Annotated in this window: 34 protein-coding genes and 3 tRNA genes; 11 read left to right on the top strand and 26 right to left on the bottom strand. The window is 52.6% G+C overall.

What is annotated here, in order from left to right; genetic code table 11:
* Nucleotides 1-530 precede the first annotated feature (530 nt).
* Nucleotides 531-818: a hypothetical protein gene (locus tag A8F97_RS10445; RefSeq protein ID WP_014699212.1), complete on the top strand. Its 288-nt coding sequence runs from the start codon at nucleotides 531-533 to the stop codon at nucleotides 816-818.
* Between the two features lie 93 nt (nucleotides 819-911).
* Here A8F97_RS10445 and A8F97_RS10440 read toward each other — a convergent pair whose 3' ends face one another.
* A complete protein-coding gene (locus tag A8F97_RS10440) occupies nucleotides 912-1,136 on the bottom strand; it encodes a DUF2594 family protein (protein WP_005974410.1) in 225 nt (74 codons plus the stop codon).
* A 632-nt stretch (nucleotides 1,137-1,768) separates the two neighbouring features.
* Between A8F97_RS10440 and uvrY the strand changes: the two genes are divergently transcribed.
* From uvrY to A8F97_RS10410, 6 genes are all read left to right on the top strand, one after another.
* Nucleotides 1,769-2,425 (top strand): UvrY/SirA/GacA family response regulator transcription factor, encoded by a 657-nt coding sequence (gene uvrY / locus A8F97_RS10435; RefSeq protein ID WP_014699213.1) that lies wholly within the window; start codon nucleotides 1,769-1,771, stop codon nucleotides 2,423-2,425.
* Complete coding sequence (uvrC, locus tag A8F97_RS10430; protein WP_014699214.1) at nucleotides 2,418-4,250, top strand: excinuclease ABC subunit UvrC; 1,833 nt, start codon at nucleotides 2,418-2,420, stop codon at nucleotides 4,248-4,250. The genes uvrY and uvrC overlap by 8 nt, the downstream gene beginning before the upstream one ends.
* Before the next feature lie 58 nt (nucleotides 4,251-4,308).
* Nucleotides 4,309-4,857, top strand: a complete 549-nt coding sequence (gene pgsA / locus A8F97_RS10425; RefSeq protein WP_014699215.1) for a CDP-diacylglycerol--glycerol-3-phosphate 3-phosphatidyltransferase — start codon at nucleotides 4,309-4,311, stop codon at nucleotides 4,855-4,857.
* Nucleotides 4,858-4,996: 139 nt separating this feature from the next.
* A tRNA-Gly gene (locus tag A8F97_RS10420) sits at nucleotides 4,997-5,072 on the top strand.
* Between the two features lie 50 nt (nucleotides 5,073-5,122).
* A tRNA-Cys gene (locus A8F97_RS10415) sits at nucleotides 5,123-5,196 on the top strand.
* Between the two features lie 8 nt (nucleotides 5,197-5,204).
* Nucleotides 5,205-5,291 (top strand) — tRNA-Leu (locus tag A8F97_RS10410).
* A gap of 210 nt (nucleotides 5,292-5,501) precedes the next feature.
* Here the strand turns inward: A8F97_RS10410 and A8F97_RS23185 are convergent.
* The 8 genes from A8F97_RS23185 to A8F97_RS10375 form a co-directional block, all read right to left on the bottom strand.
* Nucleotides 5,502-5,720: a DNA-binding transcriptional regulator gene (locus tag A8F97_RS23185; protein WP_082218609.1), complete on the bottom strand. Its 219-nt coding sequence runs from the start codon at nucleotides 5,718-5,720 to the stop codon at nucleotides 5,502-5,504.
* Nucleotides 5,721-5,806: 86 nt separating this feature from the next.
* Nucleotides 5,807-6,964 (bottom strand): phage late control D family protein, encoded by a 1,158-nt coding sequence (locus tag A8F97_RS10405; protein ID WP_033071227.1) that lies wholly within the window; start codon nucleotides 6,962-6,964, stop codon nucleotides 5,807-5,809.
* The gene (locus A8F97_RS10400; protein ID WP_033071228.1) at nucleotides 6,961-7,446 is read right to left on the bottom strand and encodes a phage tail protein; all 486 of its coding nucleotides are present in this window, start codon (nucleotides 7,444-7,446) and stop codon (nucleotides 6,961-6,963) included. Before A8F97_RS10400 ends, A8F97_RS10405 begins: the two co-directional genes overlap by 4 nt.
* Before the next feature lies 1 nt (nucleotide 7,447).
* The gene (locus A8F97_RS10395; RefSeq protein ID WP_033071229.1) at nucleotides 7,448-10,195 is read right to left on the bottom strand and encodes a phage tail tape measure protein; all 2,748 of its coding nucleotides are present in this window, start codon (nucleotides 10,193-10,195) and stop codon (nucleotides 7,448-7,450) included.
* Nucleotides 10,188-10,307, bottom strand: coding sequence for a GpE family phage tail protein (locus A8F97_RS10390; protein ID WP_050512644.1), 120 nt, complete (start codon nucleotides 10,305-10,307; stop codon nucleotides 10,188-10,190). Before A8F97_RS10390 ends, A8F97_RS10395 begins: the two co-directional genes overlap by 8 nt.
* Before the next feature lie 14 nt (nucleotides 10,308-10,321).
* On the bottom strand, nucleotides 10,322-10,618 hold the full coding sequence (locus A8F97_RS10385; RefSeq protein ID WP_033071230.1) for a phage tail assembly protein: 297 nt from the start codon (nucleotides 10,616-10,618) through the stop codon (nucleotides 10,322-10,324).
* 60 nt (nucleotides 10,619-10,678) lie between these two features.
* Entirely contained in the window at nucleotides 10,679-11,200 is a 522-nt protein-coding gene (locus A8F97_RS10380; protein ID WP_033071231.1) for a phage major tail tube protein, read from the bottom strand.
* Nucleotides 11,201-11,212: 12 nt separating this feature from the next.
* Entirely contained in the window at nucleotides 11,213-12,382 is a 1,170-nt protein-coding gene (locus tag A8F97_RS10375) for a phage tail sheath protein (protein ID WP_033071232.1), read from the bottom strand.
* Between the two features lie 346 nt (nucleotides 12,383-12,728).
* Between A8F97_RS10375 and A8F97_RS25145 the strand changes: the two genes are divergently transcribed.
* Nucleotides 12,729-12,944: a gp53-like domain-containing protein gene (locus tag A8F97_RS25145; protein WP_375154049.1), complete on the top strand. Its 216-nt coding sequence runs from the start codon at nucleotides 12,729-12,731 to the stop codon at nucleotides 12,942-12,944.
* A 62-nt stretch (nucleotides 12,945-13,006) separates the two neighbouring features.
* Here A8F97_RS25145 and A8F97_RS10370 read toward each other — a convergent pair whose 3' ends face one another.
* Genes A8F97_RS10370 through A8F97_RS10350 form a run of 5 tightly spaced genes read right to left on the bottom strand, consistent with a single transcriptional unit; the run spans nucleotide 13,007 to nucleotide 17,332 of the window.
* Nucleotides 13,007-14,842, bottom strand: a complete 1,836-nt coding sequence (locus A8F97_RS10370) for a phage tail protein (protein WP_227001603.1) — start codon at nucleotides 14,840-14,842, stop codon at nucleotides 13,007-13,009.
* The gene (locus tag A8F97_RS10365) at nucleotides 14,839-15,450 is read right to left on the bottom strand and encodes a phage tail protein I (protein WP_033071233.1); all 612 of its coding nucleotides are present in this window, start codon (nucleotides 15,448-15,450) and stop codon (nucleotides 14,839-14,841) included. The genes A8F97_RS10370 and A8F97_RS10365 overlap by 4 nt, the downstream gene beginning before the upstream one ends.
* Nucleotides 15,443-16,351, bottom strand: a complete 909-nt coding sequence (locus tag A8F97_RS10360; protein WP_033071234.1) for a baseplate assembly protein — start codon at nucleotides 16,349-16,351, stop codon at nucleotides 15,443-15,445. The genes A8F97_RS10365 and A8F97_RS10360 overlap by 8 nt, the downstream gene beginning before the upstream one ends.
* A 4-nt stretch (nucleotides 16,352-16,355) precedes the next feature.
* Nucleotides 16,356-16,700 (bottom strand): GPW/gp25 family protein, encoded by a 345-nt coding sequence (locus A8F97_RS10355; protein WP_033071235.1) that lies wholly within the window; start codon nucleotides 16,698-16,700, stop codon nucleotides 16,356-16,358.
* On the bottom strand, nucleotides 16,697-17,332 hold the full coding sequence (locus A8F97_RS10350; protein ID WP_033071236.1) for a phage baseplate assembly protein V: 636 nt from the start codon (nucleotides 17,330-17,332) through the stop codon (nucleotides 16,697-16,699). Before A8F97_RS10350 ends, A8F97_RS10355 begins: the two co-directional genes overlap by 4 nt.
* 106 nt (nucleotides 17,333-17,438) lie before the next feature.
* Between A8F97_RS10350 and A8F97_RS10345 the strand changes: the two genes are divergently transcribed.
* Nucleotides 17,439-18,188 (top strand): hypothetical protein, encoded by a 750-nt coding sequence (locus A8F97_RS10345; RefSeq protein WP_127087869.1) that lies wholly within the window; start codon nucleotides 17,439-17,441, stop codon nucleotides 18,186-18,188.
* A 45-nt stretch (nucleotides 18,189-18,233) separates the two neighbouring features.
* On the opposite strand, the gene A8F97_RS10340 is transcribed toward A8F97_RS10345, so the two are convergent.
* The gene (locus A8F97_RS10340; RefSeq protein ID WP_033071238.1) at nucleotides 18,234-18,863 is read right to left on the bottom strand and encodes an ORF6N domain-containing protein; all 630 of its coding nucleotides are present in this window, start codon (nucleotides 18,861-18,863) and stop codon (nucleotides 18,234-18,236) included.
* 343 nt (nucleotides 18,864-19,206) lie between these two features.
* On the opposite strand from A8F97_RS10340, the gene A8F97_RS10335 reads away from it, so the two are divergent.
* Together A8F97_RS10335 and A8F97_RS10330 are read left to right on the top strand one after the other, a co-directional pair.
* A complete protein-coding gene (locus A8F97_RS10335) occupies nucleotides 19,207-19,521 on the top strand; it encodes a type II toxin-antitoxin system RelE/ParE family toxin (protein WP_033071239.1) in 315 nt (104 codons plus the stop codon).
* Nucleotides 19,522-19,532: 11 nt separating this feature from the next.
* Entirely contained in the window at nucleotides 19,533-19,874 is a 342-nt protein-coding gene (locus tag A8F97_RS10330) for a HigA family addiction module antitoxin (protein WP_015841345.1), read from the top strand.
* A gap of 28 nt (nucleotides 19,875-19,902) precedes the next feature.
* Here the strand turns inward: A8F97_RS10330 and A8F97_RS10325 are convergent, their stop codons facing one another.
* From A8F97_RS10325 to A8F97_RS10280, 11 genes are all read right to left on the bottom strand, one after another.
* A complete protein-coding gene (locus A8F97_RS10325; protein ID WP_033071240.1) occupies nucleotides 19,903-20,352 on the bottom strand; it encodes a phage virion morphogenesis protein in 450 nt (149 codons plus the stop codon).
* Nucleotides 20,345-20,800 (bottom strand): phage tail protein, encoded by a 456-nt coding sequence (locus tag A8F97_RS10320; protein WP_033071241.1) that lies wholly within the window; start codon nucleotides 20,798-20,800, stop codon nucleotides 20,345-20,347. The genes A8F97_RS10325 and A8F97_RS10320 overlap by 8 nt, the downstream gene beginning before the upstream one ends.
* Nucleotides 20,763-21,005: an Rz1-like lysis system protein LysC gene (gene lysC, locus A8F97_RS24630; protein ID WP_227001619.1), complete on the bottom strand. Its 243-nt coding sequence runs from the start codon at nucleotides 21,003-21,005 to the stop codon at nucleotides 20,763-20,765. The genes A8F97_RS10320 and lysC overlap by 38 nt, the downstream gene beginning before the upstream one ends.
* Entirely contained in the window at nucleotides 20,890-21,333 is a 444-nt protein-coding gene (gene lysB, locus A8F97_RS10315) for an Rz-like lysis system protein LysB (RefSeq protein ID WP_033071242.1), read from the bottom strand. Before lysB ends, lysC begins: the two co-directional genes overlap by 116 nt.
* Complete coding sequence (locus A8F97_RS10310) at nucleotides 21,330-21,839, bottom strand: lysozyme (protein ID WP_033071243.1); 510 nt, start codon at nucleotides 21,837-21,839, stop codon at nucleotides 21,330-21,332. Before A8F97_RS10310 ends, lysB begins: the two co-directional genes overlap by 4 nt.
* Nucleotides 21,823-22,044 (bottom strand): HP1 family phage holin, encoded by a 222-nt coding sequence (locus A8F97_RS10305; RefSeq protein ID WP_033071244.1) that lies wholly within the window; start codon nucleotides 22,042-22,044, stop codon nucleotides 21,823-21,825. The genes A8F97_RS10310 and A8F97_RS10305 overlap by 17 nt, the downstream gene beginning before the upstream one ends.
* The gene (locus A8F97_RS10300) at nucleotides 22,035-22,238 is read right to left on the bottom strand and encodes a tail protein X (protein ID WP_033071245.1); all 204 of its coding nucleotides are present in this window, start codon (nucleotides 22,236-22,238) and stop codon (nucleotides 22,035-22,037) included. The genes A8F97_RS10305 and A8F97_RS10300 overlap by 10 nt, the downstream gene beginning before the upstream one ends.
* A complete protein-coding gene (locus A8F97_RS10295; protein WP_033071246.1) occupies nucleotides 22,238-22,741 on the bottom strand; it encodes a head completion/stabilization protein in 504 nt (167 codons plus the stop codon). The genes A8F97_RS10300 and A8F97_RS10295 overlap by 1 nt, the downstream gene beginning before the upstream one ends.
* Nucleotides 22,742-22,832: 91 nt before the next feature.
* A complete protein-coding gene (locus A8F97_RS10290) occupies nucleotides 22,833-23,492 on the bottom strand; it encodes a phage terminase small subunit (protein ID WP_033071247.1) in 660 nt (219 codons plus the stop codon).
* A 3-nt stretch (nucleotides 23,493-23,495) separates the two neighbouring features.
* Entirely contained in the window at nucleotides 23,496-24,611 is a 1,116-nt protein-coding gene (locus A8F97_RS10285) for a phage major capsid protein, P2 family (RefSeq protein WP_033071248.1), read from the bottom strand.
* 47 nt (nucleotides 24,612-24,658) lie between these two features.
* A complete protein-coding gene (locus A8F97_RS10280) occupies nucleotides 24,659-25,513 on the bottom strand; it encodes a GPO family capsid scaffolding protein (RefSeq protein WP_033071249.1) in 855 nt (284 codons plus the stop codon).
* Nucleotides 25,514-25,527 lie beyond the last annotated feature (14 nt).

Raw genomic sequence — 25,527 nt, 5'->3', positions numbered from 1 at the left:
CAAGTTGCATGTGTGTTGGCTTCTTAACTCAACTTGATTTACTTACGCGGGCCTCGCCCGTTGAGGCCGCTGCTGCTGGCCGATTTTCACTCACTCGAATCACTTACCTGAGTAAGCTTATCGGTATGAAATGAGAGACAGCCTGTTTCTCACCGAAGGTCAGCTATTGATTGGTAAAATTCGTTCCCGACGAATTTGTTCTTCGCTTACCGCGTTACGATACACATGACTGAACATTTACCCTAAAGGGGTAACGCTTCGCGCTGTTCAAAGCGCTAATGTTTTGTCTTGGAACTCGAATTGTTTAGGGTATAGCTAAAAATTATTGTTCCGCTCGGTCAAGATGTGCTTCATGCATCCTGATGAGTTTCGAGAAGGTGCTATGCTAACAAGTGGAATAGTCGATAGATCGTATATGATGTTACGAATTTGCACAGGGTAGTGTTTACATCCACTGGGGCGGCGTTTAGAAGTCGCTGGAGTTTCCTGATTAGCAATAAGCAAGTGTCTGCTTGATTTCGGAGATTCATATGGGATTCGAAAAATTACTGGCTGTCATAGAAAAAAGTTACCAGGACCCAAAATCAGTTATCTCATTGTCTGAACTGAGCCAGGCAATCCATGAGATAATTTGTACGGAAAGTTCAAAAGAGTACAAAATAAATGAGTGCTTCACCGAGTTGAGGGAGCTGGTTGATGAAAGAAAAGCGCTCTCTCGGAAACAACTCCTGGGTAAGGCGTTGGTGATGGAATTAACGCAGTATAAAAAGAAAGAAGAGGCGCTGCTTCTGAAACTTATCAGTATCGGAAATAGATAGACGAGGGTCTCTATTTTTTAAATCAAAAACGGTATGCTAAATATCACTACACCGCCAGATCAAATTACTGAGATGGCGGTGTGGCAAATAGTGCTATTTTCGGTAGCTGGTTTTGATTTGTTTAATCGTGTTGTCAAATACGGCTGCTTGCTCGACGTCTTCCAATTGAGCAATATATCTTTCCATATTGATTATCACTTTACCTGCATCCGCCTGGCCGATTGCTTTTAATAACAGTGTAACCATCGCTTTCAGACAGGTAACCTCATGGGCTAGGGTCTCAGCGGATGCGGTAGTAGAAAAATCTACGTTGCTCATGTTTTCTCCTCAACAAGAAAAAAGGTGTTTTCCTTCGCCTGCTGCGGCGTTACCGCTGACACGACAGGCAGAATCAGATAACGGGGAGTATAACATAAAGCATATTGTGGATTGATATTATTCGTGGATAACGCCATTTTAGTGACTGTTTTTTATGCATTTAACTGATTGGAATAGCGTCTATATTTTGGATGTTGTTTTGTGGCAAAGGCTATAGATGTGTTTCGCCTAATACATATGATGTTCACTATGGACGCTTTTCTCTGAATATATTATTTGTATAATATCGTTGTAGGCGATGATGGAATGTGTAATCACATCCTGATTACAATAATGATTTTTCGTTGACATTCAAGATATAAAGCCAATTGTATGCCATTTGTTTTCTACACATTTTGTGTCATCAAGCGGTTTATACTGCGTAGCGTATTTGAAATGTTAAGAGTGTGATCAGCATGCGCCCTCAGGTTAACGATATATTGTTATGATCGAGAGTGCGCTTTATTCCTTCTCGGTATATTTTAAAATACATATTCATATAAGCCAGTGTTCATTATTTTTTGAAATCAACGTAGTATCACCTGCAAGCAACTTTTCATGTAAGTGTTACTCCCTTTTTTGGAGAATTATCTTTGATTAGCGTTTTTCTTGTTGATGACCATGAACTGGTGCGGGCAGGGATACGACGCATTCTTGACGATATCAAAGGTCTAAAAGTGGTCGGTGAGGCATGCTGTGGTGAGGATGCCGTCAAATGGTGTCGAAGCAATGATGTCGATGTTGTTTTGATGGACATGAGCATGCCAGGTATCGGTGGGCTTGAAGCGACACGTAAGATCCTGCGATTTATGCCAGATATCAAAGTCATTATGCTCACTATTTATACCGAAAATCCGTTGCCCGCTAAAGTGATGCAAGCGGGCGCTGCGGGATATGTTAGTAAAGCTGCTGCTCCTCAAGAGGTCATTTGCGCTATTCGAGCGGTACATGCAGGTAAGCGGTATATCGCTTCTGATATTGCGCAACAAATGGCATTAAGCCAACTGGAACCGCAGACAGATGCACCACTAGAGTGTTTGTCTGAACGCGAATTACAGATTATGCTAATGATAACTAAGGGGCAGAAGGTGACTGAAATCTCAGATCAACTCAACCTTAGCCCTAAAACAGTGAACAGTTATCGCTACCGTATGTTTAGCAAGCTGAATATCAACGGTGATGTAGAGTTAACGCATCTGGCTATCAAGCACGGGCTTTTTACCGCGGAGACATTGTTAAGTAGTGAGTGAGAGTTTCGATGCTTCGGCATTTTTAAAAACGGTAACGAGCCAGCCTGGGGTCTACCGGATGTACGATGTCGGTAATACGGTCATCTATGTCGGTAAGGCAAAAGACTTAAAAAAACGACTTGCCAGCTACTTCCGCAGTCATGTCGCTAGCCGTAAAACCGAGGCATTGGTCAAAAGCATCAAGCATATTGATGTCACGATCACGCATACAGAAACTGAAGCCTTACTGCTGGAACACAACTACATCAAGCTTTATCAGCCGCGTTATAACGTCTTGTTACGCGACGATAAATCCTATCCCATGGTTTTTTTGAGCGGTGATGCTCATCCACGCCTGACGATCCACCGTGGCGCTAAGCATGCGAAGGGTGAATACTTTGGCCCGTTTCCTAACGGCAATGCTGTGCGTGAAACGCTAATATTGTTGCAAAAACTGTTTCCGGTACGCCAGTGTGAAAACAGCGTCTATCGCAACCGCTCTCGCCCTTGCCTGCAATATCAAATTGGGCGCTGCCTTGGGCCTTGCGTTAGCGGTTTGGTTAGCGAAGAAGATTATCAGCAACAGGTTGAGTATGTTCGTCTGTTCTTGTCCGGCAAAGATCAGCAAGTGCTGAATAAGCTCATTTTCCGGATGGAGGCGGCCAGTCGGGAGTTGCATTTTGAAGATGCCGCACGGATACGCGATCAGATCCAAGCGGTTCGTCGGGTGACGGAAAAACAATTTGTTTCCGGTGACGGCGAAGACTTGGATGTTATCAGCGTTGCCTTTGATGCTGGCATGGCTTGTGTCTATGTTCTGTTCATCCGACAGGGAAAAGTACTTGGTAGCCGGAGCTATTTCCCCAAAGTGCCTGGCGGTACGGAATTGGGGGAAGTTGTGCAAACTTTTGTCGGGCAATTCTATTTACAAGGGAACTTAGGCCGAACGCTTCCTACCGAAATTCTGCTTGATTTCACCTTGCCCGATAAAGATTTGCTGACAGAGTCTCTGACGGCAGTGGCGGGCAGAAAAGTACAGATTCAAACGAAGCCCCGTGGCGATCGGGCGCGTTATTTAAAATTAGCTCGGACGAATGCTGCCACGGCGCTGGTCACAAAATTGTCTCAGCAATCCACGATTCATCAGCGTTTAGCTACATTGGCTAACGTCTTACAGTTGCCAGAAATACATCGGATGGAGTGTTTTGACATCAGTCATACGATGGGGGAGCAAACGGTGGCATCCTGCGTGGTATTTGACGCCAACGGCCCGTTACGTTCGGAATATCGCCGCTATAATATCAGTGGGATTACGCCAGGTGATGATTATGCCGCTATGGCACAAGTCCTACGACGTCGGTATGGCAAGGCGTTGGATGACAGCAAAATACCAGATGTCATTGTGATCGATGGTGGGAAAGGGCAACTCAGCCAGGCTCAGTCCGTATTTGACTCGTTGCAGGTATCGTGGGATAAAAACAAGCCACTGCTACTTGGCGTCGCGAAAGGCAGCGATCGTAAAGCCGGACTGGAAACGCTGTTTTTTGAGGCGACGGGTGAGGGCGTAGCACTGCCCGCTGATTCTCCTGCGTTGCACGTCATCCAGCATATTCGTGATGATTCGCATGACCATGCGATTGGCGGGCACCGCAAGAAGAGAGCAAAAGTGAAAAACACTAGTACGCTGGAACTTATTGAAGGTGTCGGCCCTAAGCGTCGCCAAACCCTGCTAAAATACATGGGAGGGTTACAGCCTTTGATGAATGCCAGCATTGAGGAGATTGCAAATGTTCCAGGAATTTCACATGCATTGGCAGAAAAAATCTTCCATGCATTGAAACACTAGGGACAATGTAGCAACATACTCCTAGTATCCACTCCAGCCAGATAGTTACCTAAGCGCTATGCAATTTAATATACCGACGTTGCTTACCCTGTTTCGTGTTGCTCTTATTCCGTTTTTCGTGCTGGCGTTTTATCTTCCATTCGTCTGGGCACCGCTGCTTTGCGCGTTGATCTTCGTGTTTGCTGCAGTAACGGATTGGTTTGATGGTTTTCTTGCTCGTCGCTGGAAACAGACCACGCGTTTTGGTGCCTTCCTCGATCCTGTTGCGGATAAAGTGATGGTAGCTGTCGCGTTGGTGCTGGTTGCGGAATACTATCATTCCTGGTGGATTACACTGCCTGCTGCAACGATGATCGCACGAGAAATCATTATTTCAGCATTACGCGAGTGGATGGCTGAAATTGGCAAAAGAAGCAGCGTTGCCGTGTCGTGGATAGGGAAGGTAAAAACCACAGCTCAGATGATGGCGCTTTTTGCTTTGCTATGGCGACCAGAACGCATTGTTGAAGGTATTGGCGTTGTCGCGCTGTACATCGCTGCCGTGCTGACTTTCTGGTCCATGTTTCAGTATTTGAACGCTGCGCGCCACGATTTGCTTGAACCTTGATCGAAGCGCCGTAAAAACCAGCAAACGAATGCGATTGCTTGATAATTCTGTTGACTCATCGCGTCAGGTCAGTAGAATGCACCGCATCGACAGCGACGCTGATTTGTAAGAAGTTAATCAAATCAGTAAGTTCTGTGTTGCGGGAATAGCTCAGTTGGTAGAGCACGACCTTGCCAAGGTCGGGGTCGCGAGTTCGAGTCTCGTTTCCCGCTCCAATTTAAAACATCGGCAATAGCGGATGTTAGTCACTAAGACTTGGTATTTTGGCGCGTTAGCAAAGCGGTTATGTAGCGGATTGCAAATCCGTCTAGTCCGGTTCGACTCCGGAACGCGCCTCCAATATTTTGGCCCGGGTGGTGAAATCGGTAGACACAAGGGATTTAAAATCCCTCGGCGTTCGCGCTGTGCGGGTTCAAGTCCCGCCCCGGGCACCATTGATTTAAAAAGAATTAAAACAAGCACTTATGTGCAATGTCGTAGACCGCCGAAAGGCGGTTTTTTGTGTCTGAAAAAGGGCAAGTGGCGACAAAATGGCGGCAGAGTGGCGACGCTTATTTTGAGCTTATGATAAATAGTCATTCTTATGACTGAAAGATGAGTTATTTATTAAGGCCTGTCTTTTACTAATTATTCATTTTTACTGATTATACCCACATCTGGAATTGCTTATTAGAAGCAGGGTGGGGCGTCACTGGGTTTATCTTCCCTGGTTCCACGATAGAGCGAGTGACGCTTTCAAGCGTAACAAACGTATGGCCACAATTGATGTTTGTACATTGGTGATAGCGTTCTTTCGTGGATTCGCTTAAGTAACGGCTTGAACGAGCATGGGCAGCATGTCGGCAGAGTGGGCAATGCATCATAATCTTATCCTTAACTGGCTTTTTTCTATCTAATATTACCATTTAATTCAAATAATGGAATTTTGTTCAAAAAATTGATTTTAATCCTACTCACTTCCCTCATATTCCACATCAGACAGCAGCACCTCCAACTCCAGCGCGGTAACGTACCCTGAATTACTCAAACTGTGCGTCACTTTTGAGATTGTCCATTCCTGTTCGTCGATCACCTGTTTGAATCCGCTCACCTGAACAGGCGTTTCCGGGAACAGGTCGGCGCGCCCCATTGCCAACGTGATAGAGAACTCCGCGACACCGCGTTGCAGCTTGTCCCACTTAGCTTGTGCGGCACGCGTGGCCTGTGCCTTAGTCGCAAAAACCGTGGTCAGCGCCAGCACGTTTTCATCGGTGCCGGCCAGATAATCCCCCTCGCGGGCTTCTGGCTCCTTCTTTGCCTTTTTCGCTTTAGGGTGTGTCTTCTGTGGCTGTGCCCCTTGATGTAATAACACTTTTTTCTGACGTTTTACCTTCACCGTTTTCGGCTTTTCAGGCTGTGGCTCTTTGGTATGCAGCCAGCTTGCCGTTACGCCTGTGTACGCGCCCCGGTCAGCCAGACTAAAACTGTGCTGATCGCCGTCGCTGCGTTCAATAATCTGCGGCGGGATGGGCTTGCCGCTGGCCGTCTTCCCCGTTCCGGGACGGATGAACAGCAAACGCCCGGCCTTGATTGCCACAATCGCCCCGTTGCGCTCGGCCAGCCGGGTAATAAATACCGCATCGGTTTCCTGAGTCTGGTCAATGTGCGGAATTTTTATCCCCGCGAATCCGTCAGCCAGCATCGGCGCAAGGTTGTTACGCTTCGCCACCTGTTCAACAATCGCACCCAGCGTGGTGTCGTGATACGACAGCTCACGCCGGGCGTTCAGTGACCCGCGAAAATCGGCACTACGCGCCCGGATGGTCAGCGTATCTGGCGTGCCACGGTGCTCTATTTCATCCACCGTAAAATCGCCTTTGCCGATCAGCGCTTCACCTTCCCAGCCCAAAAACACCGACAGCACCGCGCCCCGGCGGGGTAACTGCATCTTTCCGTCGCTGTCGTCCATCTCGATGTCGAGCTGGTCGGCCTCAAAGCCCCGATTATCGGTCAGGCTCAGTGATAGCAGGCGCGGAGTGATAACGGTCGTAATGTCCTGCTCATTGAGTCGCAGCAGGTACGCCGGGGCGGTTTTACTGCCCGCACGAACATTCAGCGGGTTAATCATGCGAATAATCCCCCGATAGCGGATTGTGCCCGGTTAGCCATTTCCCCGGCGCTGCCGATCAGTCCGTCGGCCTGCTGGCGTAAATCACCTAACACGGCAGACAGTGACGAGTCTACGCGGGTCAGCGTGACGGTGAACTCAATCCGCCGGGCGCGGCCATCAGGGAAAAACTCGGTTTTCGTCAGGCTGATACTGTTCACCACAAATACCCCGTAAATCGTGCCGCTACCCTCAATCAGCGGCCATGCACGCCCCTGATCGGCCATCGTTTCCAGCATCAACAGTGACAGCGTGCCGCCTGTGATTTCCGGCAGCAACTCCCCCGACAGCGTGATTTTTTCCTCTTCAATACCTAAGAACTGCAACGCCGGGCGCTGACCGACGCGGCTGTTTGACGGCCAGCGGTAATCAACGTTGCGCTGCATGTTCTGGTAAGGCAGGGTCTGGAGCTGGAACACAAACAGACCCAATGTGAGCATCATCTTATTCGCCTCCCTGATAACTGTACTGACTGAATGCGCGTGACCGCGCCATCCGTTCCCGCTGCTCAAGCTGACGTGTGACTTCCTGCGCGATGTCCTGCGCACTCTGGCCGGGCTGGGCAACAATGCTAATCGGCGCATGAATGCTGACCGGGGATGATGCCGGGCTGGCTTGAACCGTTGGCGCTATCGGGCGATAGGCTGACATGCTCATTGCAGCAGACGCCATCGCCGCCGTTTTTTTACGGCTGGTCACATTGACCGGACCCTCAACGATTTCAGGACCATGTTCACCGACAACGGCAAATTCTCCCAACCTGATCCCGCCGCCGTTGTCACGTACACCACTGTATCGGGCTGCAATCGCCTTTGCGTCGTTGCCCTGCGGGGTTGGTGCGTTACTGACGCCAGCTTGTAACGCGGCGGCTTCCTTCGGCGGCATGATATTTTCAGCAGTCGGAAGCTTCTTCGATTTCTCATCAACCAGCCCCAGCTTTTCTAGCAGCCACGACACGCCTGATATCAATGACCTCATCGGGATCGTTGCGATATCCAGCCCCTTTGCCAGCATTTCACCGAACCGTTTCCCCATATTGGCCGCGCCGTCCAGCTCGGCGGCAGTAGATTTGACAGGCGTCAGCAGGTCACCGAACCAGCCAAACAATGCCTTTATTTTGTCGCCTATCCATGTAAAGACAGGCTGTAACGGCTCAAACGCCGCAATGATAGGCGCACTGGCTGCAACAAACCCCGCAACCACACCACCGATAAATGCCTTGATGGGTTCCCAATATTTCCAGATAAGCAGCGCGCCGCCGACAATGGCCGCGACAACCAGCCCAACCGGGGACAGCAGGACGCCTAATGCGCTGCCAATAAACATGATCCCGGTGCGCAACAGTGCCAAGGGTGAGGTGAACAGCCACATCAGCACCCGGCCAAAACCTGACATCGCGCCCCGGATAACCGTCAACGGGCTACTGAGCGCCCCGAATCCGGCACTCAGCAAGCCCGCCCCGGCGACCAAGGCATTAATCCCGCTCATAATAGGCCACGCAACCAGCCCGATCCCGCCCAGCACCGTAATCAATGCCGTTGCCGCGCCAGCCACGATCACAATCTGGCGCGCCAATTCAGGGTTAGCCTTCACCCATTCATTAACCCGGTTCAGCCAGGCGGTGGCGCTTTGCGTGAGTTTACGCAGTATGCCGTCGTCGTCATTGAACAGGTTAAACCGCAGGCTGGCCATCGCCCCGCGCAGCCGCCCGATATCGCCTTCGAGGTTATCGCGTAGGGTATCGCCCATGCGGTCAGCCGCCCCGGACACATCACCCAGCTTGTTTTCAGCTCCGGCCAATGCGGTCAAAAATTTCGGTATCTGGTCAATCGACAGGTCTTCAATCGGCGTACCAAACAGGGCAATCGCGGCATTCGCCCGCTCTGCCGGATCTTTGATTTTCAGCAGCCCCTGTGCGGTTTTCTGCATTGCCGCCCGCGCCTTATTGCCGCCGCTGGCGATAGCGGTAGACATTTTGGCGGCATTGAGTCCGGCAGCGTCATAGGCTTCAATGCTGGCCTTTGACATGTCCGACCCGCGAATGCTGAACTCTTTAACCGCATCGCCGGTCTTGTCCAGCGCAAACTTGCCTTGCTGCGCCATCTCGACCAGCAGCGTCATCGCCTCCGATCCGCTGAATCCCATGTTGCGGAAGTGGGTCGAATACTCGTGCAGGATTTCCGGCAGTTCGCCGCGCATCTGTGCAGAAACACGTTGCATCCCGGATACCATTAAATCAAACGCCTCGTCGCTGTTTTTAGCGAGGCCGTTTTTCATCATGATCGCCGCAATCTGGATACTCTCGGTTGCCTCACCGCCTAGCGCCGCCTGCATGTCGAGCGCTTTACGCGATATCCGCGCCAGCTCGGTTTCCCCCACATCGCCCAGCGTCCCCAATGTACTGCGCACTGCGGCCACCGCGTCGGCTATCTGAGTGAGATCGTTACTCACGCCAGAGGCGTTAACCTCCTTAATAATGCGGGTGTACTGTTTGCCGTCAGCCGCATTGCCGCCCGTTTGTGCGGCGATACGCGCCCCGTGTCCGTCGGCTTCAACGCTGGGCGCAATCAATCGGCTTTCGGCATACAGCGCCGCTGAACCGAGGCCAAATGCTGCCGCCCCGGTATTACGCACCCCGGCGGTGATGGCTTTGCCTTGCTCATAACGCTTGCTGACCGCGTTCAGCTTTTCCTGTTGCTGACTCACACGCGCCAGCGCTGCCCGCTGCCGGTTCAGCGTATCTGTAGCGCCAGCAATATTCGTTCTAAGCTGGCGCTCTGCGGCAGACAGATTGCGCGTATCGATGCCGGCGGCACGCAGTGCGCTGCGCTGGTTCTGCACGGACAGCCGCAGGCGGTTATGCTGGGTCTGTAATTCCGCCGCTTTTTGACGCGCCTCCTCCAGCGCTTTGGTTTGGGCGCGAGTGGGGTTAGTGGTATTGCGAAACGCCATCGCCAGTGCGGCCGCGTCGGCCTTGGCTTTTTCCAGCGCCTGACCCGTGATTGCCAGTTGCGCGCTGGTCTTTCTGAATCCCTCAATGCGCTTGGCCTGTGCTTCCAGCGTTTTCAACTGCTCTTGTGAACCCTGAATTTCACCGGATAGGGTTCGTGCCGCATTTTGCACGGCACGAAACGGGCGCGTCGCCTGATCGACGGCGCGCAACAATACGCTGAGTTGTAGGCTGTTACTCATTGGCATGTCCGCTACGTTTGAGCGCTTTATCGCGCCACAGGATCAACTCGGTGAGGCTCATCGGGTACAGTTCGGATGGCGGCCAGTGAAAAATCACCGCGATATCCGCCATCAGTTCATCTACCGTCAGGCTTCGGGGGAGGTTCCCTGTTGCGATTTCGGCGTCAAAAAACCGATCACCTTGCCTGCAATGGCAATCATATCCGGCAGTTCCATGCGGGTGATTTCGGCCTCAGTCAACGCCGGAAGAGTCATACGCGGCAGCACCTTAATCATCGCGTCTACGTCAGACCCGGCCACGGCCGCCAGACTGACGCCGCGCAGTGTTCCGGCGGTAGGTTTAATCAGAGTGACCGTCTCGATCAGGGTGTCGCCGCGTTTGATTGGGGTGTCAAGTGTCACAATGTTGTCGTGTTCGTTCATGAGGTTATCTCTGTATTCAAGGTAAAAAGGGACGGTCAGCACGGGGCTGACCAGACAGGGTTACACCAGACCAATTGCCCGGCGGTGCTGTTCCAGACGGTCAACGCCCATAACACGTTCAATCATGTTGATGGTGTCAATTTCGATCATCTCTTTGCCGTCAATGGTCAGCTTGTAATAGGTGCATTTGGTTGACACCTTGGTTTCGGTGGCTTCCCCTTGCTTGCTCTCGCCACCGTCGATTTCTTTGTGACGGCCACGCATCACCACTTCAACGGCAGAAATTTCCCCGGTGTCATCGCGCTGGTATGACCCGGTAAAGCGCAGCAACACTTTATCAGCGCCCGGTGCGGCGTATTGGCTCCACAGGGTTTCGTCAGCAAAACCGCCGAGCGTAAACTCCATCGACAGCGCATCATCATCCAGCCCAAAATCGATGGGCGCGCTGCCGGGCATGCCGCCGCCGCGATAATTCTCCAGCTTGCGGGTGAGTTTCGGCAGCGTAACGGCAGTGGCGACACCCATGTAGCTCATGCCGTCGTTGAACAGGTTCATAAATTTCAGATTGCGAGGCAGTGCCATAGCGCTAGCTCCTTAGCTGTTGACCGACGCAACCAGATTCACCAGATATTTATCGGTGATGCGCTGGCGTAGGGTGAGATTTTCAAGCGGCGGAACGGGGGTATAGTCATAGTCGATATACAGTTTCCCGGCTTTGAGCGTGTCTTTATCGTTTGCGGTTTCATCCAGCCAGCAATCGGCATCGATAATGTAGCCACCGGATTTCAGCTCGCGGAACTTGGCCTTGATACCTTCGATAATGTCGTCAATAAGTTTGGCGGTGACGGGCTTATCGACCGCCCACAGGTGCGCTTCGGCCATGGTATCGGCCAGCACCTGCGCGGTGCGGGTGTAGTTCTCAAACAGGAACAGCGGATCGTCAGAACAGGTGCGGTTACCCCAGAAGCGGAATCCGTCTTTACGCACCAACGTGGTGACGCCTGCCTGATTCAGCAAATCCGCATCGGTGCCGGGTGCCTGTAAATCCCAATAGACTGATGCACTGATGCCCGTCACGCCATTCACGCCGACGTTAGACAGGGTTTTATGCCATCCGGTTTCTTGGTCGATTTTGGCGCGCAGTCCCAAAGCGCGTGCAGTGGCATACGCCGTGGCGCTGGCGTTGGCCGTGGTGTCCCACGCGATAAAATCCGGCCAGATCACCATCAATTCACGCTGGCTGAAATTCTCGCGGTAGTTGATGGCATCCGACAGGGTTTTACAGCCCCATGCGCTAACGTAACCAAAGGCACGCAGTGACTGACAGATGGACGCTAACGCAGTGGCTACGGGTAACGAGTCCAGCCCCGGCACACCGAGAATGCGGGGCTTCACGCCCGTTACCGACATGGCATCTAACAGGGCTTTCATCCCGGTATATTTGCCGTTTTCGTCACTGCCGCCGATCACATTGCTGATGGTTTCGGCCTCGTCTTTGCCCTCAGCCACGCGCACCACAACGGTGACGGGCTTGGACTGGTCGGCGATGGCCAACAGGGCAGCGGCCAGCGTGCCTTTTTTCCCGGCCTTGCCAGCGGCAGACAGCACGTTAGTAATCAGTACCGGGGTATTGAGGGGAAAGGTGGCCGCGTCGGCATCAGGTGCGGTGCACACCATGCCGATGATCGCGGTGGAAACGGTGGAAATAACACGCGTGCCGTCGTTAATCTCGACGACCTGCACGCCGTGGTGAAAATCACTCATACATTCAGGCTCCAGCTAATAGCACGATTGCTGATTAGGAGCGGCTATTGTCTGGCGCGGGGAGAATGTGGGCGAGTAATGCAGGTACGGTGGCGACTGGCACAACATCGAGTTGGGAAAAAGGCATGAAAAAAGCCCACTGCCTGGCAAACAGTGGGCTTCGCTTTCCCTGATATCATTATTGTTTTAAAACCATACACATAATGACATCTGGGTCGGTTGTTTTATAAACGTTTATACAGATCAATTTTTCGTTATTGATCGGCTGTGGCGATCAATTCTTTAAAATCTCGGTTTTGGAGAGGCGCTTTTAAGTGAAAGTGGTTATCAAAAATTTCCGGGGGGATTGATCGTTCAGTGGGGCGTATCAACAGAAGGCGCGAACGTATTCCCTATTCCATTCCCTGCCCAGTGTTTTTCGTTGACGGCTACATTAAAACGAACCAGCTCCCCATGGGATGGATCTGTCACTGCTGCATACATTATTAGCAGAAGCGAATTCTATATCGGTGTCGGTATGCCTAACGGCGATCCGATATATTGGATGGCAATTGGAAAATAATATTTTCCGTGGGCGGCACGGGTGAGATTAACCTTCCCCGTTCCGCTATAAACTACTAATTTTCAAAAATTAATTATTTTTAAAACTGCGGCCCAGTTATCCAATTCATTTTGTGTTCCGATAATAATCCCGCCGCCGGATAATTTATCACCGCCAAAAAAACCACGGTTGGGGACATTGAATTGAATATGCGTTTTCGACACCCCTGCGGTTAACGGTAAATATCGTGATGCGCCTGCAATTGAAACCAGCGCGGCTGGGCACATCAATACATCCCCCACACTGTACGCCCCGATTGACGCAATACACACGATCATCACGTCTGTAATACATGAATCGACATTCAATTCAGATATGTGATGTTCAATTATGATTGGCTCATTCAGGATCATACGTTGCCGCTCGGAAAACCACACTTCCCCAAAACCGAGGTTTGCGGGAGTCAGGGTAATATCATTTGACCCATCAAATGGCACGCCATTAATCTTACGCGGCGTCGCTAATTTTGTGGCTGCGGCAGCAGTCGCCGTCTTCATCAGATAACGCCCATCTGATTCTGTTTTATTCCACGTATCGATATCACTGGCTAATAAATTGACGTCAGCAGACAGCGGCTTTCCGTTGATTTTAATTGAACGTAGCGCATATTTTTGCGCGGCCTGTGTATCGGTTAAGGCCCCCACATCCCCCGCATTCAGCACAATATCTGCCGTCAGCGCTTTGCCGTTAACGGTTCGACCAGACGGCACACGGCCATTGGCGTTGGTATTCGCGTTGGTCGCTGCCGTAGCGGCATTATTCGCGGCAGTTGTGGCAGCAGTGACGCGGGTGTCGGTTTCGGTTTTGGTATAGGCACCGACATCCCCTGCACCCAGCGCGATATCAGCAGACAGGGCTTTGCCGTTGACAGTTCGACCAGACGGCACACGCCCATTGGCGTTGGTATTCGCGTTGGTCGCTGCCGTAGCGGCATTATTCGCGGCAGTTGTGGCAGCAGTGACGCGGGTGTCGGTTTCGAGTTTGGTATATGCGCCGACATCCCCAGCACCCAGCGTAATATCAGCGTTCAGCGGCTTGCCGTTCACCTTGCGCGCCAATGGCACACGGCTTTCAGCATTGGTGTTGGCGCTGCTCGCCGCCGTCGCGGCATTACTGGCGGCGGTCGTGGCGGCACTGACTTTGGTGTCGGTTTCCGCCTTGGTATACGCGCCGACATCGCCAGCCGTTAGCGCAATATCAGCCGTTAGCGCCTTACCGTTCACTTTACGGCCAGACGGTACACGCCCGTTGGCGTTATCATTCGCCGCTTTTACCGCTTTCGGGGTTGCGGCCAGTAGCTCGCTGTCGCTGTTTGTCGCGCTGCTCAGTTGCACGAATCCCTTTGCCGTCAGCGTCCCGTCTGGATGTTTGCGGCTTTTTTCGTGTGCCTCAATCACCTCATCGACATAGCCCCGCGTGGCTAACACGACCGCCGGATCAATTTTCAGCGTCACCGCGTCAGTGCTGCTGACAATCAAAATCATGCGCACGGTCTGGATGCGGCCGCTGCCCTCCTGCAATTGGGGCTTGTAGGTTTCGGGGCAGTTGGCGACCGCAATCAGATTGCCATCGTCGTCAAACAATCCGATCTCACGTATCCAGAAGCCGCCTTCATTTTCGGGAATAACCTGCTCAGCAATAATCTGGCTGGGGTTTTTTGGGGCAACGCTTAGCGTATTCAGTGCCGCCCGGCGTTTTTCGTTGATCAGCGTAGTTTGTGCCGGATTGGGAACGGGTAGTGAACCGCCACCATCACCGACAGCCATGCGGGTGATGTTCAGGCGGCTTCCCAGCGTGGTGGCGTTAGCCAACTTGGCCGCGCCGATGTTCGTTAACAGGGCAAAATAGGTTGCGCTCATGCGGTTACGCTCATGTTGTCGATTAAATGAAGTGCTGCTCCGGTCACATTCAGACCGGACACCGTGATGTTTTCAGGGAAATAGGGGTATACCGTCAGGTCATCACCGCAGTAGACAGTGGCGGCAACATAGGCCGCGCCCTGTGTGTCGAGGTTGATATTCAGCCCCAGCAGGTGACGGGAAGCGGGTTTGGCGTCGGCAATCAACCGCTCCAGCTCGTAAAAAGTTTCCTCAGTGATGCCGCTATCCTGCACGCCGATATCTAACCGAAACGTGCCGGGTGTGCCGTCGTTTTGCCACCATTCGATAATACGAATTAGGTAGCCGAACGGCTCCACCACGCGACGCAGCGCACCGATAGTGCCTTTATGACGGTGGATAAAGAACGCATCGCGGATCACCTGCCGCTTCACGCTCTCCGGCCATGCCTCATCCCAGCGGTCAACGGAAAACGCCCACGCCAGATACGGCAGCAGGTGTGCCGGGCAGGTGTCCGGGTTCAACAGCAGACGCAGGGGAACGGGTACGCGGGTAATCTCAGCGCAGGCTTTCGCGGCGGCGACTTCCAGCACAGACGATCCGACAGGCAGCAGGCGGCTATCACTCATCGGCACCGCCTACACGCAATTGATAACCGGAACAATAGGATGCCTGAGCGTCAGTCAGTACGATATCGGCGGCGGGTGTCGTCAGCTCGACCCGTTGCACGCCCTCGACGTGCAGCGCAGCGTAAATCGCCGAGCGACGAATATCCCGCCCTAATCGGTGCTGCGCACTGATATAGGCTTTCAGCTTCTGTTCGGCAGCGGCGCGAACAGGCTCTTGTTCCGGCCCCGGATACAGGTACAGCGTGGCGTCAATCTCATACGACACAATGGCGGCAGACTGTACCGTCACGCGGTCTGCCACAGGGCGAACGTCTTCACCGTTCAGCGCAGCGGCCACGATAGCGACCAACTCTTGGCTTGCGCTGCCGTTGCCCTCGCGTGACAGTACCGACACGGTGACGCTGGCCGGGCTGGGGCTGATAACTGATACATCGGCCACACGCCCGTCGGCACTGCGTCCGTGGTACTGATAGGCACCGACCGACCCGGCAACGCTCAGTCCTTCAAACGACTGTTGAATGCGCAGGCGAAAATCGCTGTCAGACTCCATCAGTGCAGGTGTGGGCGGCAACGTTGAATCGTCAGCCGGGGTAATGACCAAACGTGACACGCTGAAATTTGCGCCGAGCTGGTCGAGGTCATCACCCTGTGCAAAGGCCACCATCACGGCGCGGGCAGCTTCATTGACACGCTGCCGCCACAGCAATTCACGATAAGCATTTTCCTGTAACAGCTTGACGAGCGGCTCCGATTCCAGCGTCAACGTGCGCGCAACGGCGGCGCGCTGGTCTTCCGGGTAGAGCGATAGCAGCATCGCTTTGCGCTCGGTGTAAATCGCCTCGTAGTCCAGTTCTTCCACCACGGCAGGCGCGGGAAGTTGGCTTAAATCAATCATTGCCATGGTGTTAGCTCACAGGAACGGAAAGGAAAACGGCGTTGCTGTCAGCCAGCACGCCCGTGATATCAACGTACAACTGACCGTCGAATGCGCTGGTTAGATTGATGCCTGTCAGCGTGATACGCGGCTCCCAACGTAGCAGCGCCATGTAACACGCCGCCATCACCTGCAATTTCACGGCGGGATTTTGTGGCTGGTCGATTAAGGCCGACAGCAGCGACCCATAGTCCCGGCGCATCACCCGCGACCCGACGGGCGTGATGAGAATATCGCGCACGCTCTGGCGAATGTGCTCAAGGTCACTGAGCGTCTGGCCGCTGTCACGGCTCATGCCGAGGTAACGTACTGTCATAGTGGCGCACCCGTTATACCGCCGCTGTCTCCGGGGTGTTTGTGGGTGTGTAACACTTTGCCGTTGGACGACAGCGACCCGCCTGAATGCTGAATATTGCCGCGCATTTCCCCACCTTGCTGTACTTCCAACGTTCCGGTGATCAGCTTGTTGGTGCAGACCACTTCGGGTGTGTCTAGCGTGATGCGGGTTGACGCTCTCACGGTGACGAGTGGCGCGGTGGCGATGAGGGATTCAGACGCGGTGATATTGGCAGTTTTAATCCCGCTGACGGTCAGCGCCCCGGTAGCGGGTTCATACTCGATCACCGCACCGTCGGGAAAGCTGACGTGATACGCATCGGCAGACGCTGACGGCGCGGGGTTGGCATCGGAATAGATGCCGGGCAGCACAAAGGCGGTGTCCAGTTCGCCACCGATGGACAGGATCAGCACCTGCTCACCGATGGACGGTGCCCACCAGTCTCGTGAACGTCCGGCACGGCGAGTTAACCAGTTCAGCCAGTCTGTGGTCATGTCTCCGGTTTGTACCCGGCACAGGGCGTCCGCTGTGTTGACGTGGGTCACGACGCCGACACGGATCAGATTGCGCAAGAGGCGCAGGATTTCAGTAAGGGTGGCTTGTGTTTTCATGGGGGAAATGTTGCCGCCACGAATTAAATTCGACAATAAATTGACGTTTAATAGTCAATCACACAACATTGTTAGAATTTTTAATCTCCTTTTTATTGGGGGCACCATGTTTGATGTTTTCTCTGATTCAGTCGATTTTTATAAGAATTCGCTTTTATTTGTCACCTTGGTTTTATGCATGGTAAGAGTTGGGGGGGTGTCTTTTTTCATAAAATTACTACTGAAAGCGGTAAGGTTGGATTATTCTGATAATAAAATTAAATCGTATGAAGACGACTTTTTTAATGCGCAACTTTTCAGACTGTTTAATGGGGTTAATGTAAAAACAACTAAAGATGCTGAGTTGGTATGTGAAGCACTGAAGACAGGAGAAATTAAAAGGACTGATTTTAGGTTTAGTGGTTTTTTTGGAGCGGTAGGTGTCAACCGACAAGACAGAATGAGCGTTATTGCAATGAGTGGTCTATTCGTTTTTTGCTTAGCATGTGCTCTTTCATTAATGTATTTTTCACCACCAATGAAATTTGGTTACGCAACTTATAACTATCGTGATGATGTTGTTTTAATTTCTCATGAAAATATTTACGATCCAATAGAAAAGAAATATTTTAACAAAAAGGATTGTGACGGGAATGGCGAAAGAAAGGAGATTTTAAAACTTTCATGTGAGTATTTAACAACAAACGAAGGTGAGATGAAAAAAGAGCTAGAAAAAGCGATAGATAACGAAAGAACATCTTCAACTATATATCTTACGCTTGTTGCTTTCTTTGGCTCTTTTGGAGGGATTATGTTTGTTGGCTATATGAATTTCATAAAGATAAATAAGGTTATATGTAATTTAAAAAACAGATGAATTTATTAATTGTAGCCCCGCCATCCAGCGGGGCGGCTATCTAACTTAGTCCTGCTTACTCAACTCATCTGCCTCTGCACGCTTATCCTTCAATAATCGCATCAACAGATTCACGGTATTAACTGCTGACCCGTGTTTGCAATCCAGTGTTGGAAATAGTGCCTGCATGTGCGGCCAAAAATCCATGGTCAGATATTCTACCGATTTGAATAACGCATTCAGTTGCGAGGTTTGGATATGGTTGAAGATCAGCGGCGTCTCAGGAATATAAAACTCCAGTTCGCAAGGGTGAACAGGCTTTTGCGGTAGTGGCTGAATGGCTTTTGCCTGCGGATTGAAGTAGCTTTCTTCCAGCCACTCGAACACATCCCATGCCTGATCGGTTTCCAGTATCTTAGCGTGACGGGCTGAGCCGCGTTCTGTCCAGAGGATGAGGCTACGGGTTTTGGCGGAAATTTGTAAGTTACTATAAGTGACTCGCAAATCTACAAGCTCTTTCCCTGTGATTTTGTAGTAATGCTTGCCGCATATAAAACGGGATACGTTACTACGATGATTTTTTGTGATGGAGTGTGCTGTGGTGCCATAAAGTTGTGCCAGCAGCTCGGTAGTAACAACGGGTATATTGTTGTAAGTGACAACGGAAAGGCTTTCGACAGATAGTTGGGTAGTCATAATGACCTCGTGATATTTCTTTCTAGGGAAAACCACCATAGGTGGTGTCGGGAGGCTAGAAACGGCTTCACGAAACCGCGAACTTATTCCCCTTGCGGGTGTTGTATTCGTCGCCCTCCCGACATTGATCGGGGTGTGGCCGCGCAATGCGTCCATTGAATGACAGGCATAAAAAATCCAACACTAACGGGGTTGGTTCTGACCGCGTGAAAAGAGGTTTCTAGGCCTCGTAGAGCAAACCATAGCGGAAACTGTCAGGTAAAATCAACCGTTTTGTTTATGCACTTGCGCACAGTGCATGAGTGCATTACAATCATATGCACAGTAAACGAGGGAGCGACGAATGCAAAAAATGCGCAGCATTCATAGCTTTCGGGATAAGTGGCTGGAAGATTTTTTTATGTATGGTAAGTCGCATAAAAAGATACCTGCCGATGTGGTTACATCCTTGTCCCGCAAGCTGGATATCATCAACGCGGCGGTATCGGCAAAAGATCTGAGATCGCCACCGGGGAACCGATACGAGAATCTCAACCCACCATTGGGGGAATACTCATCCATCAGAGTGAATATCCAATATCGCCTGATTTTTAAATGGGTTGATGGTAAAGCGATTGATGTTTATCTGGATGACCACGGTTACAAAAATCATAAGTAAGAGAGGTATCTATGGCACAGGCACAACGCAAGCCGACATCCGTAGGCGATGTTCTGTTGTATGAATATCTTGAACCGACGGGGTTGAAGATTAATGACCTGGCGGAAATGCTGAACGTCCACCGCAATACGATCAGCGCATTGGTCAACAACAACCGTAAGCTAACGGTTGATATGGCTTTCCGGTTGGCGAAAGCGTTTGATACATCAGTTGATTTCTGGCTTAACCTGCAAAATAGTGTTGACGTATGGGAAGTGGAAAATGACGCGCGCACTCAGGAAGAAATTAGCCGGATCACCACGCTGGAAAATTTTCTGGCGCAGCGCGATGAAAATGTGAAAGACGTCGCATAATCCTAGCCCCGCATTCGCGGGGCTTCATTCATTGACTCAGATGCTTTATCACCAATCCTTCAACCTCTTTTATCTCCCGATCGCTAAACCCTAGCAGCGGCCTTGCCTCGTATTGCACATCGTCACCATTACGACTAGGCCGATCGCGTAAACCGTAGTGATGTACCCGCGCCATGCGCTGCACCCGTCCGATAAATTCCACGCTGGCTGCATCGGCCGTGCCTTTGGCTTTCAGGTATTTGGCTGTGCGCAGCTTCTGGAACATCTGGCGCTTAACCCGGCCTTTTTTACTTTTAATCGGCTGAGCTTTACGGGGGGAATAAGCCGTGCCGTCCGGGGCGGTCTGCGCTTTAATGTGCTGCTGCTGGCTACCGCGCAGGGCTTTTGCCACCGTTCCGGCCAGCTTTCGACGGCCAGATGCTGACAGGCTGGCGATCAGCGCGGCCAGCTTATCGTCAAACGGTTTCAGCTCATTCATGCCACTGGCTCACTAACTCGCCGCTGAGGTACAGCGATACGGGACGCTCGACGGGAACAGGTAACGGCGGCTCTGGCGCGTGGGTAACGTGCAGTGCTTTATCAACCTCTTTGACGATCACCCGCTCGGTGAGTTTCAGGCTGATGCTGATATCACAGCTACCGTTATCGTTAATGTCAGCGAGGTAAGTAAAGCCCTGGCTGTCATGAGTGATATCCGGCTGATTCTCTCGTAACCACACCTGAATCGGCACTAATAGCCAGTCGATATCGTCAGTAAAATCCGTGATAACCAGATTCAGCGTGTACTGATTCTCAAACGACAGCGACGCGGCCAGCGTGGACACCACCGCGCCACTGTCGATAAAGACATGCAGCATGTCCGGGTTATTTTTCAGTACCGGCACCGCGTCATTTAAGGCGCTGCGCAGGCTGTTGGGTTTCAGCATCGTGTTGTTCCTGACAGTGTTTGGTGGTTTCGACCTGTAGCGCACAGCTCACCAGTGCGTTTTCCAATTGGCGGTTATCCGCGCTTAAATCACCGTTGGTTTCCGGGCTGCTGCCCGGTATCGGGCAGCTCTCCACTTTCGGACAGCCAACGTAAATAAGCGTCGGGGTTGCCAAAGGTGGGGCGGCGGTGCAGCCGCTTAATATCGTCAGGCAAAGCAGTGCCGTACCAGCGGCGCAGATCGGCATTCTCATTGAGTAACCTCGTGATTTTTTTATCGCGGGACGCGGCCAGTTGCCCGGCCTGTGACAGTTTCTTGCGGAGTTCCGCCTGTGCCTGTTCGTTGCGTATCGCGCTGGACTGCAACGCGTCGATCACTCCATCCCTGACCAGCAGTTCAAGCGACTGCTTAACCAGCGTTTCGCTCTGTTCGTTAATCAATTTTTTCGCGTCAGACAGTTGCCGCTTAGTCACGAACAGCAGCACGATAAACAGCGCAGCAACAACAAGGATTACGCGGGTCAATGTGCTCATGTTGCCCCCTTAAGACAGACGGCACGTTCACGCTGGCGACGGGTTTCAATACCGCGTGATACCTCGCCGTTGACATACACCCAGCGCAAGAGCTGATCACAGGCGTTGCGCCACTGGCCTTTGTTGATAAAAAACGCCAGTGTAGAGCGGCACGCCGCACCGACACCGACATTAAACGCAAAGCTCACGATGGCGTCATAGACGGCCTGCGGCATATTCACGGCCACACAACGCGCCAGCGCCTTTTCTACCCGTAACACATCGGCCACCAGATTGACCGCCGCTTCACGCTCGGTGATGGTTTTCCCCGGCACCACGCCTGCGGTGTGTCCGATCCCGTTTGTCCACACGTTCGCGCTGCACTGGTACGGACTTAATCGGCATCCCTCAAGGTCAGCAATCAGCGCCAGCCCCTGCGGTGACGTTTTCAGCAAGGAAAAATCCGGCACTAACGCGGCCAGTGCTAATACCGTGGCAATAACGCAGCGTTTAACGAGTGATTTCATGGATAACCTCGCGGGGACTGTCGATAGTTTTCAATAGCTGGTAGCTCTTGCGGCGGTAGTACCAGTTAACACCGACGGTGAAAACCACCCCCAGCGCCCCGAAATAGGCCGCGAAATCCTGCGGCGTCATCGCCCCGAAAAAGGCCAGCGCCACGCTTATCCAGTACGCGATAAATGACGTGATTCTTTCCATATTCAATCCCATAAACTCACCGTTTCTGCGACAGAGGCGGCAGCAATATCTGGCAGCGTTACCGGGGTGCCGTGGGGCAACATCGCCCCGAATTCAGCCAACCCCGGATTAGCGCCTAACACTGACTCAACCGCGCCCTGTGTGCGTCCGTAGTGGCGATAACACAGGGCGTCCAGCGTGTCACCCTGCTGTGCGATAACGTTCATCAGATATGCCCGATGATGCAGCGGGGCGCATCCTGCAACTGACTGATAGCCCAGCGCGCATCGCGCCAGAGTTCATCAATCGTGCCGTCGAGCGCGTCGGCCTTGCGGTCGCCTTTGGCGCTGGCGTCATAGCCTCGGTAACGCTCGTATAACGTGGCCGTGGTAATGGCGCTGACCGCACGCAGGTAGTGATGATGTTTTTCGCTCTGGCCGTCGAGCTGCTCGGCGGGAACCTCGGCCAGCGTGGTAAACCCTGCCGCCCATTGCGCCTTTCGGTACTCGAACAACTCGGCGTTCACCTCGGCAATCGCGGTTAACGCCGCATGGCGCAGACGCTCTGGCGTGACGGTGTTCTCCAGTCGCATCAGTATGCGCAGCGTTCCCGGCTCCACGTCCGGCCAGAAGAAGGTGTTTTTGATTACGGCATCCTGTTGCACAGGCACGGGGATAACCACCGCATCCGGGCGCAACTCCGCTTTCGCGGGGAAAATCATTGTCGTCATGACAACCTCAAAATAGGTGGGCGGTGGACACAGGCTCAGAAAACGGATAACCGTTCCGGCCTGTGTGCCGCCCGGCGCGGGGCGCGTTGGGTTAACGGCTGGCCGCTGCTTTGCGCAGCGCAGTTTCCAGCCGCTCTATGTCTTTTTTTACACCGCTTCGGCTATCAAGCTGAAAGGCGCGTTTCAGGTGAAACAGGGCGTGCTCCGGCTTGCCGCTACGCAAGATCAGGCCGATGATTTTGTGTAGCTTGGCGCGCACCTGATCGGGCATGTCTTCGGCGTCGGTGAGCGTCAGCGTATCAATGAGAAGATCAATATTGACCGCCTGCCCAGCGGTATGGGCGCGGGTCGCGGCGTCGGCGACTTCCTCAGCTAACAGGTACGGCGTCGGACGGGTGTAGCCCTCTGGCATCACCAGCTTGTGTTGGAGCGCATAACGGGCAATCTCCAGCGCGCCGGGAACGTCCCCGGCATCGAGCTTCCACACCATGACCGTCATCAATACCGCATCCTGTGCGCCGCGACCATTTGCCAGCACACCCGCGACCCACGGCGCATAGCTGGGCAACAGCCCGCTTTTCATTTCGGCTTTACGCTCGATGGAGCGCACCTGTTTTAACGTGCGTTTGTCAGCCGCAAGCCGGAACAGCATTTGCTCGTACCCGGTGGCCTGTCGCAGCGGATCATTCTCCCGTTGCGACGCCTCAGCAGCCGACACCCGCATCATGTGACGCTGGGCGGGGCTTAACATGGTTTAGACTCCGGTGTTGTCGGTTGAGGTTTCAGTACCTGACGCGGCAGGCTCTGCGGCTTTTTCCGCTTCAGGTGGTTTCGGGAACTTACCGAGCTGGATGTTTTCGATCACGCAGCCACAGCCGTAATCTTCCACGACATAATCCTGTTTGATGGATTCGTAGTTTTCGATACGGTCACGCTTAGCAACCTCTTCAATGTGGCGGCGGTGGCTGTCGTCCATGTAGTAGATAGACAGGTTATCCAGACGGGTGATCATCAGGGCATTGGCCGGGAAGTATGGCACGCGCACGGCAGGTAAATTGCCGATACGCTTCTGGCTGATGATGACGTCAGCGGCCAGTATTTCGCTGTTTTCCTGCTGCTTGTTGACCAGTGGGAAATATTTGTCAGACAGCAACTGGCGACCGCAAATCACCACCAAGTCAGGGTCTTCCTGATGCCATTCGTCAATCATGATGTTGGTCGCATCCATCACCAATGCGTCAAGGCTGACATAATCGCCGTTCTCACCGACGCGGATTTTCTCGGAAATCACCGCGCCGTCTTCACCTACGACTTTGCTCATCACGCGTTTGGCGGATTCGTTGCGGTATTTCTGTAACCAACCTACCGCCACATCCTGCAATAGCGGATATTTAGCGCGGTCAGAGGTCGCCGCACGCTTCACGCCGTGCCAGCCTGCCATGATGTAATCCAGCGATTGACGTTTGGCGATGGCGTTACGTAAACGCAACTGGAAGTCCTGAAAACGCGCCCACAGGTCGAGGGTGTTGTAACGGATATGGAAATCAAAGTTCATTTGTTCGCACTTGTACTGGCGCGCCTCCAGACTCAGCAAGTCAGCGGTTTCACGCTCGTCGCCGTTTGAGGTATCCGTGGTACTGGCAACCGACCCGGATACGCCGAGGCCGATTTTTTCCCCGGTCAACTCGGCAACCGGCACGATGTTGATACGGGTCAGGAAGTCGCTGGATTCCTGCACCACGTCCATCAGCGACTGCGTGACGGACGGTTCAACGCTGAATTTCTTACTCAGCGTTTCCACCTCAACACCATTAATGGCGGCAAGCTGGGTCAGGTAGGCATTAAATTTAAAACGAGTCTCTTTACGCATGGTATTTCCTGTTGGTTCTGAATAAGGGTATTGAGGGCTACGCCCCGTTAGCAGTTGGTCAGCAGCGTGGCTTCACCGTCGCCACCTGTCGCCGCCGGGCGGCGCGTCTGTGACAAGCTTTCGGTGCCGTCCAGCGTCGCTTTGAGGTCGGTTAACTGCTGCTCACTGGCGCTCAACTTTTGCGTCAGCGTGGCAATGTCCTGCTGCTGGCGCTGCTCAAGCTGGGTAAAGCGCTGCTCCACGCTATCGGCGTTGGTCTGCACCTGTCCGGCAACTTCGGCCACCGCTTCATGCACATCATTAAAACGGGCGTCATCACTGGATTGCTTGCGGCCAAACAGGGCGGTGATGCGAGACAACAGCGTCGGCTCCACGTCCGGCAGGTCTTCAAACTCCAGCGTCACTTCGGTGGCGACAGAAAAGAGGTTTTCCGGGGAGAATTTGCGGGTTGCTAGTGGGTTGAGTTTTGCCTTTGCGCTGAATTCCAGCATTTCCGTGCCGAGGCTGGCCGGGTCATCGGTGACCGCCAGACCGACCAGATAGGCTTTGCCTGTGTTGGCAAAGTTGGGCTGGATCTCCATAGAGGTATAGATTTTCTGTCTGGCTTCATTCATTGCCACCAGTTCATCTGTCGGGGTGATTTTGGCGAACAATGCCAGCTTGCCACTGATAGCCGAATCATCATCAATCGTCTCTGATTTCAGTTCGACTACATCGCCATAGCGGCGAAACGGGCTGTCAGGCAACAAACCTTTCAGGTGTTCAAGGTTGATGCGGCAACCATAGACACGCGGATCAAACGTCTCCGCCATGTTTTGAATGTCATTCGCGTCAATCACGCGACCGTCGCAGGTGTCACCTTCAACACCGACGCGGAAAAACTTAGAAACTTTCTTTGCCATTTTCTCATCCGTTA

Source organism: Pectobacterium parmentieri, assembly GCF_001742145.1.
GTDB lineage: Bacteria > Pseudomonadota > Gammaproteobacteria > Enterobacterales > Enterobacteriaceae > Pectobacterium > Pectobacterium parmentieri.
This window is presented reverse-complemented; position numbering and strand designations above follow the sequence as displayed.

What these genes read in the sequence shown, in the direction of transcription:
- A8F97_RS10445 (WP_014699212.1), top strand. Translation starts at nt 531, where the DNA reads ATGGGATTCGAAAAATTACTGGCTGTCATAGAAAAAAGTTACCAGGAC.
- A8F97_RS10440 (WP_005974410.1), bottom strand. Translation starts at nt 1,136, where the DNA reads ATGAGCAACGTAGATTTTTCTACTACCGCATCCGCTGAGACCCTAGCC.
- pgsA (WP_014699215.1), top strand. Translation starts at nt 4,309, where the DNA reads ATGCAATTTAATATACCGACGTTGCTTACCCTGTTTCGTGTTGCTCTT.
- A8F97_RS23185 (WP_082218609.1), bottom strand. Translation starts at nt 5,720, where the DNA reads ATGATGCATTGCCCACTCTGCCGACATGCTGCCCATGCTCGTTCAAGC.
- A8F97_RS10405 (WP_033071227.1), bottom strand. Translation starts at nt 6,964, where the DNA reads ATGATTAACCCGCTGAATGTTCGTGCGGGCAGTAAAACCGCCCCGGCG.
- A8F97_RS10400 (WP_033071228.1), bottom strand. Translation starts at nt 7,446, where the DNA reads ATGATGCTCACATTGGGTCTGTTTGTGTTCCAGCTCCAGACCCTGCCT.
- A8F97_RS10395 (WP_033071229.1), bottom strand. Translation starts at nt 10,195, where the DNA reads ATGAGTAACAGCCTACAACTCAGCGTATTGTTGCGCGCCGTCGATCAG.
- A8F97_RS10390 (WP_050512644.1), bottom strand. Translation starts at nt 10,307, where the DNA reads ATGGCGGATATCGCGGTGATTTTTCACTGGCCGCCATCCGAACTGTAC.
- A8F97_RS10385 (WP_033071230.1), bottom strand. Translation starts at nt 10,618, where the DNA reads ATGAACGAACACGACAACATTGTGACACTTGACACCCCAATCAAACGC.
- A8F97_RS10380 (WP_033071231.1), bottom strand. Translation starts at nt 11,200, where the DNA reads ATGGCACTGCCTCGCAATCTGAAATTTATGAACCTGTTCAACGACGGC.
- A8F97_RS10375 (WP_033071232.1), bottom strand. Translation starts at nt 12,382, where the DNA reads ATGAGTGATTTTCACCACGGCGTGCAGGTCGTCGAGATTAACGACGGC.
- A8F97_RS10370 (WP_227001603.1), bottom strand. Translation starts at nt 14,842, where the DNA reads ATGAGCGCAACCTATTTTGCCCTGTTAACGAACATCGGCGCGGCCAAG.
- A8F97_RS10365 (WP_033071233.1), bottom strand. Translation starts at nt 15,450, where the DNA reads ATGAGTGATAGCCGCCTGCTGCCTGTCGGATCGTCTGTGCTGGAAGTC.
- A8F97_RS10360 (WP_033071234.1), bottom strand. Translation starts at nt 16,351, where the DNA reads ATGGCAATGATTGATTTAAGCCAACTTCCCGCGCCTGCCGTGGTGGAA.
- A8F97_RS10355 (WP_033071235.1), bottom strand. Translation starts at nt 16,700, where the DNA reads ATGACAGTACGTTACCTCGGCATGAGCCGTGACAGCGGCCAGACGCTC.
- A8F97_RS10350 (WP_033071236.1), bottom strand. Translation starts at nt 17,332, where the DNA reads ATGAAAACACAAGCCACCCTTACTGAAATCCTGCGCCTCTTGCGCAAT.
- A8F97_RS10345 (WP_127087869.1), top strand. Translation starts at nt 17,439, where the DNA reads ATGTTTGATGTTTTCTCTGATTCAGTCGATTTTTATAAGAATTCGCTT.
- A8F97_RS10340 (WP_033071238.1), bottom strand. Translation starts at nt 18,863, where the DNA reads ATGACTACCCAACTATCTGTCGAAAGCCTTTCCGTTGTCACTTACAAC.
- A8F97_RS10335 (WP_033071239.1), top strand. Translation starts at nt 19,207, where the DNA reads ATGCAAAAAATGCGCAGCATTCATAGCTTTCGGGATAAGTGGCTGGAA.
- A8F97_RS10330 (WP_015841345.1), top strand. Translation starts at nt 19,533, where the DNA reads ATGGCACAGGCACAACGCAAGCCGACATCCGTAGGCGATGTTCTGTTG.
- A8F97_RS10325 (WP_033071240.1), bottom strand. Translation starts at nt 20,352, where the DNA reads ATGAATGAGCTGAAACCGTTTGACGATAAGCTGGCCGCGCTGATCGCC.
- A8F97_RS10320 (WP_033071241.1), bottom strand. Translation starts at nt 20,800, where the DNA reads ATGCTGAAACCCAACAGCCTGCGCAGCGCCTTAAATGACGCGGTGCCG.
- lysB (WP_033071242.1), bottom strand. Translation starts at nt 21,333, where the DNA reads ATGAGCACATTGACCCGCGTAATCCTTGTTGTTGCTGCGCTGTTTATC.
- A8F97_RS10310 (WP_033071243.1), bottom strand. Translation starts at nt 21,839, where the DNA reads ATGAAATCACTCGTTAAACGCTGCGTTATTGCCACGGTATTAGCACTG.
- A8F97_RS10305 (WP_033071244.1), bottom strand. Translation starts at nt 22,044, where the DNA reads ATGGGATTGAATATGGAAAGAATCACGTCATTTATCGCGTACTGGATA.
- A8F97_RS10300 (WP_033071245.1), bottom strand. Translation starts at nt 22,238, where the DNA reads ATGAACGTTATCGCACAGCAGGGTGACACGCTGGACGCCCTGTGTTAT.
- A8F97_RS10295 (WP_033071246.1), bottom strand. Translation starts at nt 22,741, where the DNA reads ATGACGACAATGATTTTCCCCGCGAAAGCGGAGTTGCGCCCGGATGCG.
- A8F97_RS10290 (WP_033071247.1), bottom strand. Translation starts at nt 23,492, where the DNA reads ATGTTAAGCCCCGCCCAGCGTCACATGATGCGGGTGTCGGCTGCTGAG.
- A8F97_RS10285 (WP_033071248.1), bottom strand. Translation starts at nt 24,611, where the DNA reads ATGCGTAAAGAGACTCGTTTTAAATTTAATGCCTACCTGACCCAGCTT.
- A8F97_RS10280 (WP_033071249.1), bottom strand. Translation starts at nt 25,513, where the DNA reads ATGGCAAAGAAAGTTTCTAAGTTTTTCCGCGTCGGTGTTGAAGGTGAC.